The organism is Pseudomonas sp. Ga0074129, from assembly GCA_001465025.1.
Taxonomy (GTDB): domain Bacteria; phylum Pseudomonadota; class Gammaproteobacteria; order Pseudomonadales; family Pseudomonadaceae; genus Aquipseudomonas.
Window position 1 is genome coordinate 28,825 of the sequence record LNDO01000092.1, and the last position, 13,307, is coordinate 42,131.

Sequence of the window (13,307 nt, forward strand, 5' to 3'; positions counted from 1 at the left end):
GTACTGGATGTGGACAGCCCCGTTAGCGTTGCAACTGCGGCGCAGCAAAATAGCTGTGTGCTGATTCCCCGGTGTTGTCGCTGTCGGCGGCAAACACCACGCCGAGGATTTTGCGCGGTGCGCTGCCAAAAGCGGCAATAGCGTCGGCGCGCAAGTCGCGCGATTCGCTCTGCCACTGGCCCAGCGCGGCTTCCGGGCCGCGTAGCACAATCATCTCCACCGTCTCGGTATAGGCACTGCGTGCATGGGTGCCGGGGGCCGCGCGGTTGTCCCAAACGTAACTGAGGGTTGCCGCCGGCAGGTCGGGATCGAAGAAGGTGCGCGCCAGACGCAGCTTTTGCCGCGTGGCGAAGCTCAGCGAATCCAGCGGGTAATCGAGCAGCACATAGACGCGTGCGGCGTAGTCATCGCCTTCACGGGTGGCAAAACGGGCCTGATCCAAGGCCTGCTCAGTGCGCCATTGCCAGCTCAGTTGCCAGGGTTGATCGCCGGGCAAATCGAGCGGATGGAGCAAACCACCCGCCGCCGCATCGGCCTTGATTTGCAGCACGGGCTGACCGTCCAGCTCTACCAATGTGCGCACCGAGGGCTTGAGCTTGGGAATATCCGCCAGCTTCCACGGCGTTGACCATTCGCCTGCTGGCGGCCCGGCTGTCCAGGGGCTCAGCAGGTTTTCCGCCTGCGCCAGCGGGGCCAACAACAGCACGGCCAGCAGCCCGACGCGCTTCATTTAAGCCTCCAGGCATGAAAACGTTCGACCCAGCGCAACAAGCCCTGCGGGGCATGCGCGCGCTTCCATTCACCGGCGGCGTATTTATTCGCCTCGCTCATGGTCGGGTAGCTGTGGATGGTGCCGAGAATCTTGTTCAGACCGAGGTTGTACTTCATGGCCAGCACGTATTCGGTGAGCAATTCACCGGCATGCTCGCCGACGATGGTGACGCCGAGGATCTGATCCTTACCCGGCACGGTCAGCACTTTGACAAAGCCATGGGCGGCTTCGTCGGCAATCGCGCGGTCGAGGTCGTCGATGCCGTAACGCGTCACTTCATAGGCAATGCCCTTGGCCTGCGCCTCAGTCTCCGAGAGGCCGACGCGCGCCACTTCCGGGTCGGTAAAGGTGCAATGCGGGATGACCCGGTAATCCACCTTGAAACGTTTGAAGCTGCCAAACAGCGCATTCACCGCCGCGTACCACGCTTGGTGCGCCGCCACATGGGTGAACTGATAAGGCCCGGTGACATCGCCCACGGCGAAGACATTGGGCAGGCGCGTGGCCAGGTAGTCGTCGGTTTCCAGCGTGCCGTTGGGGCGCAGGGTCAGGCCCAGTTCTTCAACGCCATAACCGCTGACATTGGCCACCCGACCCAGCGCCAGCAGCAGGCCGTCGAAGGCGATGGTGACTTCTTCGCCGGTGTCCTGACGGCGGGCAATCATGCGCTGCTCGCCGTTGACCACTTCAAAGCGTTCCGCGCGGTGTTGCAAACGCACGTCGACGCCATCGGCCAGCAAACTGTTGAGCACCAGCGCGCTGGCATCTGCGTCTTCACGCGGCAATAAGCGCTCGGCCAGTTCCACCTGAATCACCTGGCTGCCAAGGCGCTGAAATGCCTGCGCCAGCTCGCAGCCAATTGGCCCGCCACCCAGCACCAGCAGCCAACGCGGTTGTTCGCGCAGGCCCCAGATGGTGTCAGAGGTGTAGCTTTGCACCTGCTCCAGGCCCGGAATGTTTGGCACCAGCGGCCGTGCGCCAGCGGCGATAATCAGGTTACGGCTGGTCAGGGTCTGGCCGTTGACCTCCACACTCCAGGGCGAGAGGATTTTCGCCTGCCCCTGAATCACCTCAACGCCCAAGCCGGTGTAGCGTTCGACCGAGTCGTGCGGCTCGATGTCAGCAATCACCCGCTGCACCCGCTCCATCACCGCCGGGAAATCCACCGTGCCTTGCACACCGCTAAACCCCAGCGCCGGGGCTTTCTTCAGCTCATTGGCCAGCTTGGCCGAACGCAGCAGCGCCTTGGACGGCACGCAGCCGGTGTTCAGGCAGTCGCCGCCCATCTGGTGTTTTTCGATCAGGCTGACTTTGGCCTTCACCGCCGCCGCGATATAGGCGCTGACCAAGCCACCAGCACCCGCGCCGATCACCAGCAGATTGCGGTCGAAGGTCTTGGGTTTGTCCCAGCCGGCGTACACCCGTCGCGCCTGAATCAGCCCCAGCAGCTTGCGCGCGATCAGCGGGAACACGCCGAGCAGCACAAAGGCACCGAGCAGCCCCGGCGAAAGAATGCCGGCCAGCGAATCGAGCTTGCCCAGTTCACGCCCGGCGTTCACGAACACCAACGTGCCCGGCAGCATGCCCAGTTGGCTCACCCACCAGTAGGTGCGCGCTGGCAAGCGGGTCAGGCCCATGGCCAGGTTGATCAAAAAGAACGGGAACACCGGCACCAGACGCAAGGCAAACAGGTAGAACGCGCCCTCACGCTCGATGCCCGCATCAATGCCAGCCAGGCGCTGACCAAAGCGGCTCTGCACCCAGTCGCGCAGCAAAAAACGACTGCTGAGCATGGCCAGCGTGGCGCCCAGCGTCGAGGCGAACGACACCAGAATAAAGCCTTCGAGCAGACCGAACAGCGCACCGGCAAGCAGCGTCATCAACGCCGCGCCGGGCAAGGACAACGCCGTAACCGCCACATAGGCGAGGAAGAACACCCCGGCCGCCAGCCAGGGCTGCGCCGTTACTTGGGCATTCAATGCCGCCTGCTGTGCTTTAAGCGCCTCCAGATTGAGGTACTGGCCGATGTCGAAGACAAAGAAGCTGCCCAGTAGGGCGAGAATCACGCCCATCAAGGCCAATTTACGGCTATTCATCAGTCAGCGCCTCCAGAGCGCACAGGCTTTGGCACAGGCTAAAGCCGGCCAGTAGGGCATGCTGCGGCTGGTCGGCCACGGCACCCAAAATACGTGAACGGTAGGACAGTGCCGCCGGACTGGCGGCTGGCCATTGGCGGTCGAAGTCGGCGAGAAAGGCGTCGTGCTGGTAATTCAGTGGCAGTGCCTCGATAAACAGGCCATTGCGCTGACCGCGATACAGCGCGGCGGGATGGGGCGTGGTTGCGATACGACTGACCAAGCCATAACGGCCGCCAGCAAAGTTGGGTAGCCCGGCCGCGCCGTTATTGATCAACGCGCCGTGCGTCAGGTTGAGCGCCACCGCCGAGCACGTGTGGCTAGTGGCCAACACCTGAATGTTCTGCGCGGCGAACCATTGGTCCAGCGCGTGCTGACGCGCCTCTTCGCTGAGCGATTCACGCGAACAACTCCAACCCGCCAGAGACTGCTCGTCGCCATGACTGATCGCCACGCGCTGCCCGCCCACGCTCACCAGTGCGGTGCTGGCACGTGCGGCCAGGCGTTCGGCCATCGCGGGGATGCCTTGTACGGTGCGGTTCAACTGTTGCTGGATGGCATTGGAACGCTCGACCACGGCCTCATCCACGCTCATCGGGTAGGCGCAACCGCAACCCGCACCGCTGTCATCGGCACGGCCCAGTTCGGTTTCAACATTGCCACGCAGCGCCAGATGGCCCGCAAGGCCCTGCTCAATCTGCTGGAAAATCGCAGCATCGGCATCAAACCAGTGGGCATCGCCGTTGAACACCAGGCGCGCGCCCGGCTCGCTGGCCACACGCTGTTGCAGGGCCGCCAAGGCCTGACGATTGCCATACAGGCCACCGGCCACATAAAGCGTGTCGCAGGCGAACAGCGCTTCACCGGCAAAGGCCTCGCGCCCTAAGCGGTAATCCAACGGGCAATCGCGACCGGCGCGCATCAGGCAATCCCTTGCGGGCGGCGCGACAACCAACCCGGCAGCAGGTAGCCCAACACACAGAGGCCTAAGCCATACAGGTTGGTGCCCAGCAGCAGGGCGTATTTGCCATCACCAATGGCCCAGCTTTGCGGAATCCAGCCCAGAGTCAGGGCAACGCCTAAGCCCAGACCGGTCCAGAAACTCAGGTGAAAACCCAGGCGGGTCGGCGTGGTCAGGCCGTGCAGGATAAACACCGGTGCCAGACCGATGACCATCGTGCCGCTGATGGTGGTGGCTTTGAGAATGTCGGTGCCGGCGATCATCGGCAGGTTACCCAGCAGGGCGAACACCACCATCACCGCCATGCCCACGCCAATGGCTTTCTGGCCCAGGTCACGGCCTGCCAGTTTCGGCAACTCGCGCCCGGCCAGTTTGGCCAGGCTGGAGAAGGTGGAGTCCAGCGTCGAGCCCGCCGCCGAAACCATCACCACGGTCATCAGCAACAGCGCGCCAATCCCCATGGTTTTCGCCAGCGCGGCCGGTACGTTATCGGAAGCCGGCACTCCCAGCAGCTGCGCATGCACGCCGATCAGGCTGAAGGCGAAGATGGCGATAAAACCGAGAATGCCGGCAATCAGGAAGGAGCGGCGCATGGACTTTTCTTCGCTGATAAAGCCGCGATCCGTCAGCACCGGGTCATGGAAGCCATAGCTAAACGCTTGCAAGCCAGCGACCAGCAGCAGGTCGACGCCGGCACTCAACGCCCAATGGCTGGTGCTGGCCAACTCGCGGGGCGAATGCTGCGGCAATACCATGCCCAGCACCCAGACCAGGGCAATGACGAAGATTGCCGCCTGCGCCGCGTCGGTGATGATCGAGCTGCGCAGCCCACCGCGCAGGCTGTAGGCCAGGGTCACGGCGGTGAACAACAAGGCCGCCGCAATAAATTCGAAGCTGCCCGAATCACCGTAATAGCCGCCGACCACCGCGGTGTTGCTCCACACCTCGTTAAACAGGCGAATCAGAATCGCGGCGGAAAACGCCAGCGCTGCACCGCGTCCGTAATGACTGCTGAGAAAACTCACCAAGCCGGTGGCCGCGTAACGGCGGCGCAGGCGATAGATGACAAAGCCAGTGAGCGGGATCGACAGCCAGTACATGGCATAGGCCAAACCGCCGACTAAGCCATAGGTCGCCCCCAGATTGGCGGCGTTGGTTACCGATTTGGCGAAGATCCAGCTGATAAAGATGCTGGAGGTGATCAGCCAGGGGCTGGCGCTGCGGCCACGACCGTCTTCACCATTGAAGAAGCCGCCCAGGGTCACGGAGCGTGGCGAAAAAGCCACCATCAAGACCCCATAAGCCACAAGAAAACCCCAGAAAAACATCCCGGTGGTGCTAGTGGGTTGCATGTTTTAAGTCCTATTCAATGAGTGCGCCAGCGCAACTGGAACCCTGCCCGGCGGTGCAGGCGAAGCAGTGATCACGGGTGACGATGGGCTTGCCGTCCAGGCTCGCACCGAGCAGATCGCGCAGGTGTGGCCGGTCGCGACCGATCAGCTCGGGCAACGCCAGCGGCAAGTCAAGCATCTGGTTGAAGTCGCAGTCGTACAGGTAACCCTGCCAATCGACACTGACCAGGCTGCGGCACATCAGCGGCTCAAGGTTTTCCGGGCGGTAGCTGTCGCGCAGCAACTGCATGTAGCCGTTGAACTGGCCTTTGCTGACCAGGGTGCTGCCAAAACGTGCAATCGGTTGATTGGTGATGGTCAGCAGGTGATTGAAGACGATGCCGAAATCTTCGGCCAAACGATGTTTGTAATCGGCTTCGAGCGCCGCTTGTGGCGGCGGCAGGCTTGGACCTTGTGGGTTGAACACCAGGTTGAGAATCAGACCGCTGCCCGGCTGGCCGTAACCCAGGGCATTGAGCTGTTGCAGGCCACGGATGCTGGCATCAAACACACCATCGCCGCGCTGCTTGTCGACGTTATCGCGCGAGTAGCAGGGCAAGGATGCGCTGATTTCGACGCCCTGATCGGCAAGAAACTGCGCCAGGTCTTCATGGCCCGGCTCGCTGAGGATGGTCAGGTTGCAACGGTCGATCACCCGTAAGCCTTCACGGCGCGCATGCTCGACAAGCTCGCGAAAACGCGGGTGCATTTCCGGCGCGCCGCCGGTCAGATCCAAGGTCTGCACTGAATGGGCGTCAATCACCTGATGCAACAGCGCCAGGCTCTCATCGGTCATGGCCTCGGTGCGCGTCGGCCCGGCATTGACGTGGCAATGCAGGCAGCGCTGGTTGCAGCGGTAAGTCAGGTTGATCTGCAGCGCTTGCAACTGGCCGCGGCGAATAGCCGGAAAAGCCAGTTGATCGAGCAGGGGCAGCATGGCGTGCACGGTTGGATCCTTCTACGGATTGGCGGACTGATTGATCGTCGTCAGCTTCTGATCGCCACTATAGAGAGTGCTCGGCAGCTTTTGTTACACAGGTGTAAACAAGAATTACGCCCCATAAGTTGTACAGCACTTGTACAGGTGTTGCACAATTACCGTCTAACTATCTCTTTACAACCGCTCAACGCCATCGAGGGCTTGATCATGCTTGTACGCCTCACGTATGCCAGCCGTGCCAGCCACAGCGTTTCAGCCGAACTGATCCGCGAGATTCTCGACAGTTCGCAACGCAACAACCCCGGTAAAGGCCTGACCGGCATGCTCTGCTGCAACGCTGATGTTTTCTTGCAGGCGCTGGAAGGGCCGCGCGCTGAGGTCAATGCGCTGTACAACCGACTGGCCGATGACAGCCGCCACAAAGACCTGACCATCCTCGACTACGCCGAGATCAGTGTGCGCCGTTACAGCAGTTGGAGCATGGGCTGGGCCGGGGCCAAGCAGGCCAATCGCGAGCTGTTTCTCAAGTATTCATCGAGCGACCGCTTCGACCCATTCCAGATGACGGCCGAACAGATCAACGGCTTGCTGCTGGAGCTCAGTGAGACGCTAAGCGCAATCAAATCGCCGGTTCTGAGCTAGAATCTGGGCGTCGACGCCTTTTGAGCAGCCAGCTGTGTGCACTGCGTTGGCCTCTCTCGCCGTTAATTGAGACGCCCGGATGCACCGCCTGCTCACCCTGCCGCTGCTGACCTTGCTGCTGACTGCCTTGCTAAGCGGTGCAGTTGCGCGTGCTGAAGTGCCGCTGCTCACGGTCGACAACGCGCAGCTGAAACAGCCGGTCAACGTACCGGCCAGCGTGGTACTGGAAGATGCCAGCGGTAACCTGACCGCCGCCGAGGTGTATGAACGCATCGCCCACGAAGGTCATCAAGTGCAGGGCGTGCCACGCATGGGCTATTCGGCCAGCGCCTGGTGGCTGGCGTTTAAGCTGCAAGCACCGCTGGCTGAACGCCTCGACCTGATCATCGACCGCGCTTACCTCGACGACATCGAAGTGTGGTTATACGACCGCGAGCGCCTGATCGCACCCTTCTACAGCGGCGACCATCGACCTTTTCTGCAACGCGGCGAGCCGTCACCGCATGTTGTAATTCGCCTGCCGCGCCTGGGCGAAGGACCGCACACCCTGTTGCTGCGCGTACAGAGCGGTTCAGCGGTGAACATGCCGATGCAACTGGTAGCCGCCGAACACAGTCCGCTGCTGCAAGCTGAGCAGTGGATGCGCAGCGGTTTGCTGCTCGGGGCGCTGATCAGCCTGCTGCTGTTTTTTATGGTCAAGTTCAGCACCCTGCGCGAACAGCAACTGGTGTGGTTCTGCCTAACCGTGGCCAGCGTGACGCTCTACAACGCCACCCTGCATGGTGTGATTGACTTGCTCTGGCCGCAATGGCCGTGGCTTTCCGCGCAACTGTCCAATCTATCCAACCCAGGCATATTGATTTTCAGCAGCCTGTTCCTCGCCAGCGCCCTGAAAATTCAACTCGGCCGCCTGCGCTACCTGCGCGACAGCCTGTTTGCCGTCACCTTGCTGGTATGCGCCTGGACGGTTATCAGCTTCGGCCACTACCGCGCCTATCAAACGCTCAACTGGCTGATCCTACTCACCGGGGTGTACCAACTGATGTTGCTGGTGTTGGCACTGCGCCAGCGCCGGCCATATGCCCTCGGTTACCTGCTGTGCTGGAGCGCTGCACTGCTGTTGATGCTGATGGTGCCGCTGGCGCGCAGCGGTGCATTGCCATTACCAGCGGGCCTGAGCGCGATGTACGCCTACCTGCCAGTGCTGAGCATGCTGTTGTTTGGCGGCATTCTGGATAAACAGCTGGAGCAGATCCGCCGCGCCTTGCTGCGCAGCGAAGCCCAGGCATTGGGTAATCTGGAACAATACCAGGCGCTGTTCAGCAGCAGCGGCGAAGGCATTTTCCGCTGCACGCGCAGCGGCAGCCTGCAAGAAAGCAACCCCAGCTTCGCTGCGCTATTGGCCTTACCGCCGCACGCCATAAACCTAAGCATGCAACAGCTGCTGGGCAGCGAATGCTGGGCCGAGCAAATGAGGCAGCTGCACAGCGAGCAGAAGGCGGTCAGCCTGGAATGCGAAATCGTCGGCCTTGATGGTGAGCGGCATTGGGTTTACCTGTCGCTGCATGTGCGGGCTAACCAAGACTGTATTGAAGGCATCGTGGTCGACCTGAGCGAGCGCCGCGCCCTGGAAGAGCGCCTGCAGTACCTGGCCGCCCATGATTCGCTGACCGGCCTGCTCAATCGCCGGGAACTGGAGCGCCTGCTGCGCGAAACCCTCAAGACCGGAGCCAGCGAGCGCTTCAGCCATCTGCTGTGCCTGGACCTGGATCAGTTCAAACAGGTCAACGACCTCTGCGGCCACACCGCTGGCGACCAGTTGCTGCGTCAACTGTCCAGCCATCTGCTGCATCACCTGCCGCGCGAGGCTGAGTTGGCGCGCCTGGGTGGGGATGAGTTTGCGGTGCTGCTGCGTGACGTAGATAACCAAACAGCGCAAGCGCATGCCGAAACCCTGCGCCAATGTGTCGAGCAGTTTGTCTTCAACTGGAAGGGACGGCCCTTCCGCGTGCAAGCCAGTGTCGGCCTGCTGGAACTAAGCCGCGCCGTCAGTGACTGGGAAACTGCCCTGAACTGGGCCGATAGCGCCAGCCAACGCGCCAAGCATCAAGGCCGCAATCAGGTGCAGCTGTTCAACCCCGAAGACGGTTTGCTGCTTGAGCACCAACGTCAGTTGCAGTGGATCACGCGTTTGCGTGAGGCGATTGAGCAGGGTCACTTCGAGCTGTTCTATCAGCCGGTGATGGCGCTGCAAACACCCTCCAGCGGCCTGCACTATGAAGTGCTGCTGCGCTACCGTGACCCGCAAAGCGGCGCGTGCATCAGCCCCGGACAGTTTCTCGATGCGGCAGAACGCTTCGGCCTTCTCGGCGCCATCGACCGCTGGGTGGTGACGCACCTGCTGCAATGGCTGGCGGATAACCCTTTGCACTTGGCGCAGCTTGCCCAGGTCAACCTCAACCTGACGGCCAACTCGCTGCTCAACGCTCACTTTCACGACATGTTTGCGCAAGAGTTGCAGCGGCATAATCTGCCGGCACACAAACTCTGCATCGAAGTCACAGAAATGGTCGCATTGGGCGAGTTGGGCGTGTCGGCACAGTGGATCAAACAACTGCGCAGCATGGGCCTGAAAGTGGCGCTGGATGATTTCGGCAGCGGCTTTGCGTCCTACGCCTACCTGCGTCATTTGCCGCTGGATATTTTGAAAATCGACGGCAGCTTTATCAGCGGCCTGGAAAACGACCCGATCAACCAGGCCATGGTCGGCTCCATGCAGCAAATCGCCCAGCAACTGGGCCTGCGCACAGTGGCCGAGTTTGTTGAAACCAGGGCCAGCCTCGAGTGCGTGCGCAGGCTAGGCCTGGACTATGCTCAGGGTTACATCATCGGCCATCCACAACCGCTGTCTCAGCTAGCCGACAGCGCCTGGGGTGAAGTGCAATTACCCCTGCCGCTTGATCCACACTGATACGGCTCAACCTTTGCTGGAATAAGCCGAAATACACTACACAACCGGCCGTGCCGGATATCTTCTCCTGCCTTGCCTTGGAGCTCTGTGCATCATGTTCGACAGTAAATGGCGTTTGCGTTGTGAAAGCCTGGAGCAGGAAGTCAGCCGCCTGAATCAGGAAAAATCATCCATGCAGCGCGAGCTGGATGAGCTGCGCAGCCTGACCCAACAAAACCAGCAAGAGCGCAACGAACTCAACGGTGTCACGCGCTACCAACACGAACTGCACGGCAAACTGGCGCGCTTTGAAGACTCCCTCTCGCAAACCCGTGACGGCGTGGTGGCGCAGGCCGACCAGCTCAGTCGCGAAGTGAGCAAACTCGAACAAAACAGCGGCATCTTTCAGCAGACCTCGGCCCTGCTCGGCGGCTTTTCTGAATCGCTCAGCAGCATGGCCGTGCAAGGTGTCAGCAGCGTACAAAGCGTTGATCTGCTGCAACAGCGCGTCAGTGAAATCAGCCGGATTGTCGAACTGATCAAAGCCATTTCCGACCAGACCAACTTGCTGGCGTTGAACGCTGCTATCGAAGCTGCGCGCGCGGGCGAGCAAGGCCGTGGTTTTGCGGTGGTCGCCGACGAGGTGCGCGCACTGGCGCAACGCACCAGCCAGGCCACGCAGGAAATCAGCGCTCTGGTTGGCAGCATCAATCAGGAAACCGACAGCGCCAGCCGCTCCATCGGCAGTCTGTCGAGCGAGGCCACGCGGCTGTCTGGGGATGTATCACGTTCAGCGCAAACCTTGGATGAAATGGTCGTGCTCGGCGAGCACATGACCCAGCTGATTGAAGGCATCGCCCTGGGCTCATTCTGCGAAGCGGTCAAGCTTGATCACCTGCTGTTCAAGCTCACGGTGTACCAGCGCCTGTTTCTGCAAGACAGCAACACCCAACTCAGCACCCACACCACCTGCCGCCTGGGACAGTGGTATCAGAGCAGCGACACCCACGCCCGCTACGGCAAACAGCGCAGCTTCCAGCAACTGGATCAGCCGCACCGCGTGGTGCACGAAAGCGCTCAAGAAGCGCTGCACGCCGCGCAAGCCAGAGACTGGAGCAAAGTACTGCGCGCCGTTACGGAAATGGAGCGGGCGAGCATGGACGTCAACGCGACTATTTCCGACCTGGCCGCCACCGACCTCTAACAGCCCGCCGAAGGTTTACGCCGTCGCCAACGCCTGAGCATCCGCCGGGCGTTTCAGCGGCAGTCGTTTCAATAACCCCGCATCAATGCGCAGCAGCCGTGCATACCGGCTGTCGAGCAACTCATGGGGTTGCCGACTGCCCAGGTTGAGCAACTCGCTGACCAGGTTGAGGACCAACGCCTCGCGACTAAACACACCACTGCCCAGATTGTAAAAGGCCGCAATCAGCTCACGCAGACCAATTGGCAAGCGCCACTGAATGCGCAGGGCCGATCCAAAACCGGCGGCGCGGCGACTCATCTGCTGCGCGATCGCTTCATCGTCTAATTCGCCTCCGCCATCGAGCCAATCCTGCAGGCTGCGCAACAAGGCCAGCTCACCGATGTTGTGCAGCAAGCCAGCGGTAAAACACAGTTCGGCATCCAGGTGCAGTTCATTGGCCAACCAGTGCGCCAGATCGGCGCTCTGTTCAGTGCGCGCATAAACCGCTTGGGCCAGGCTCGCCAGACGTGGGTCTTTGAGTTGCACATTGCGCTGAATGGCCAAACCCAGCACCAGGTTAAGGGTATGCGCCACGCCTAAGCGCGGCAGCGCCTGACGCAAGGTCTGGCAAGGTGCGCCCTGATGCTGGGCGGCGCTGTTGGCCGCGGCAATCAGGCGCGCGGTGATCTGCGGCTCGCGGCTAAACAAGCGCTCCAACTGGCGCAGGTCATAGTCTTCACCGTTCATGCAGCGGCTGACGGCATCGCGAACCTCGGCCAGCAAGGGCGCACCCTGACCTTCTTCGCGCCGCTCATTGAGGTAGTCATCCAGGCTGTTGATGGGCCGTACCGGTGCGTTCGTTGCAGCTTTAGCACTGCCGAGCAGCGCTTGTAAGCGCTGACGCAATTTTTCGGCATTGAAGGGTTTAGCCAGGTAGGCCGCGGGGGCCAGTGGCCGCGCCGCGCGCACGCTGTGAACATCGAGACGCCCGCTGATCAGCACGAAGGGCAATTGGGCACCGCGCGGTAGGCGACGCAACTGGCGCAGCAACTCCAGGCCGTCCACCCCCGGTAACTCGCCATCAGCGATGACCAACGCCGGCCAGCGTTTCTGACAATGCGCCAAAGCCGCTTCGCCGTCGCTGACCACATGTACGCGCGCATCAGGCCTGACATCGCGCACCAGTTGCAGGAGCAGATCGGCCGTCCAGGGTTCCGCCTCAGCAATCAGAACTTGCAACGCTTTGGCCGAAAACGGCATGAACACCTCAAACAGGGTAATCGCACAATGATGGCGCAGACTGAAGGGCGCGCAGTCTAAGCATTCGAGGCTTAAAAGCCACTACCAGCCGTGCAACAGCTGATGGAAGGGTCAACTTTTAGCACGCCCGCAATGCCTGATCTAGAGCGGCTAAAGTATTAAATGAGAAGGCTTAGGGGACTATTGACGTGGATCAGCGGCACGCTTTTTGCCGCCGCCAGAAAGCTAACGACTGGGCTTCGCTGCAACTCGGCCAACCCCTAGAACTGAGCGCGTCATCGAATCTGTCGCCCCACGAATGGCTGTTGCCTGCGCGCACGCTGTGGGAGGGGCCTTAGCCGCGACGGGCCGGATTAGTGCTGGGCTGAAATGCACAAAACCCGCCGAAGCGGGTTTTGTGGGTCACGCACTGAGGCTTAGGCCAGTTCGTCGAAGCACTCGGCGATGATCGCCAGGCCACGGTCGAGCAGTTCATCTTCAGCAGTCAACGGCACCAGCACGCGCAAGACGTTGCCGTAGGTGCCGCACGACAGCAGGATCAAGCCCTTGTCGCGCGCCTTGGCGACGATCTGCCCGGTCAGCGCGGCGTTGGGTTTGTGTACGTCGCCGCCTTCGCACAGCTCCATGGCAATCATCGCGCCGAGGGCGCGCACTTCGCCGATGCTGTTGTGCTTGGTCTGAATGGCTTTGAGGCCGGTAACTAGGCGCTCGCCCACTGCCTTGCAGCGGTCCAACAGTTTTTCTTCTTCAAACACGTCCATCACCGCCAGCGCCGCGGCGCAGGCCAGCGGGCTGCCAGCGTAAGTACCGCCCAGACCGCCGGGTGCAATGGCGTCCATGTATTCGGCCTTGCCGCACACACCGGCCACCGGGAAGCCGCCGGCGATGGATTTGGCGAAGGTGGTCAAATCGGCGACGACGCCCATTTGTTCCATGGCGAAGAAGGTGCCGGTACGGCCTGCGCCGGTTTGTACTTCGTCGGCAATCAGCAGGATGCCGTGCTGATCACACAGGGCGCGCAGGCGCAGCATGAAGTCTTTCGGCGCGACGTAGAAACCGCCTTCGCCTTG

10 protein-coding genes are annotated in these 13,307 nt (G+C 61.4%); 3 read left to right on the forward strand and 7 right to left on the reverse strand.

Going from position 1 to position 13,307, the window contains the following annotated elements; all coding sequences use genetic code 11:
• Positions 1 to 22: 22 nt before the first annotated feature.
• Genes AUK77_RS14015 through arsS form a run of 5 tightly spaced genes read right to left on the reverse strand, consistent with a single transcriptional unit; the run spans position 23 to position 6,196 of the window.
• Positions 23 to 730: a DUF3047 domain-containing protein gene (locus tag AUK77_RS14015; RefSeq protein WP_296130651.1), complete on the reverse strand. Its 708-nt coding sequence runs from the start codon at positions 728 to 730 to the stop codon at positions 23 to 25.
• Positions 727 to 2,868, reverse strand: a complete 2,142-nt coding sequence (locus AUK77_RS14020) for a bifunctional TVP38/TMEM64 family protein/FAD-dependent oxidoreductase (RefSeq protein ID WP_296130653.1) — start codon at positions 2,866 to 2,868, stop codon at positions 727 to 729. The genes AUK77_RS14015 and AUK77_RS14020 overlap by 4 nt, the downstream gene beginning before the upstream one ends.
• A complete protein-coding gene (locus tag AUK77_RS14025) occupies positions 2,861 to 3,829 on the reverse strand; it encodes a hypothetical protein (protein WP_296130654.1) in 969 nt (322 codons plus the stop codon). The genes AUK77_RS14020 and AUK77_RS14025 overlap by 8 nt, the downstream gene beginning before the upstream one ends.
• The gene (locus AUK77_RS14030) at positions 3,829 to 5,220 is read right to left on the reverse strand and encodes a sodium:solute symporter (RefSeq protein ID WP_296130656.1); all 1,392 of its coding nucleotides are present in this window, start codon (positions 5,218 to 5,220) and stop codon (positions 3,829 to 3,831) included. The genes AUK77_RS14025 and AUK77_RS14030 overlap by 1 nt, the downstream gene beginning before the upstream one ends.
• 10 nt (positions 5,221 to 5,230) lie before the next feature.
• Entirely contained in the window at positions 5,231 to 6,196 is a 966-nt protein-coding gene (gene arsS, locus AUK77_RS14035; protein WP_296130670.1) for an arsenosugar biosynthesis radical SAM (seleno)protein ArsS, read from the reverse strand.
• Between the two features lie 210 nt (positions 6,197 to 6,406).
• Between arsS and AUK77_RS14040 the strand changes: the two genes are divergently transcribed.
• The 3 genes from AUK77_RS14040 (at position 6,407) to AUK77_RS14050 (ending at position 10,995) form a co-directional block, all read left to right on the forward strand.
• Positions 6,407 to 6,841, forward strand: a complete 435-nt coding sequence (locus tag AUK77_RS14040; protein WP_296130657.1) for a BLUF domain-containing protein — start codon at positions 6,407 to 6,409, stop codon at positions 6,839 to 6,841.
• A 79-nt stretch (positions 6,842 to 6,920) separates the two neighbouring features.
• Complete coding sequence (locus tag AUK77_RS14045; RefSeq protein ID WP_296130659.1) at positions 6,921 to 9,812, forward strand: EAL domain-containing protein; 2,892 nt, start codon at positions 6,921 to 6,923, stop codon at positions 9,810 to 9,812.
• Positions 9,813 to 9,906: 94 nt separating this feature from the next.
• Complete coding sequence (locus AUK77_RS14050; RefSeq protein WP_296130661.1) at positions 9,907 to 10,995, forward strand: methyl-accepting chemotaxis protein; 1,089 nt, start codon at positions 9,907 to 9,909, stop codon at positions 10,993 to 10,995.
• Between the two features lie 15 nt (positions 10,996 to 11,010).
• On the opposite strand, the gene AUK77_RS14055 is transcribed toward AUK77_RS14050, so the two are convergent.
• Together AUK77_RS14055 and AUK77_RS14060 are read right to left on the reverse strand one after the other, a co-directional pair.
• Entirely contained in the window at positions 11,011 to 12,237 is a 1,227-nt protein-coding gene (locus AUK77_RS14055; protein ID WP_296130663.1) for an HDOD domain-containing protein, read from the reverse strand.
• Positions 12,238 to 12,653: 416 nt separating this feature from the next.
• Positions 12,654 to 13,307 (reverse strand): aminotransferase class III-fold pyridoxal phosphate-dependent enzyme (locus AUK77_RS14060; RefSeq protein ID WP_296130665.1); only part of this gene is annotated, 654 nt, incomplete at its 5' end.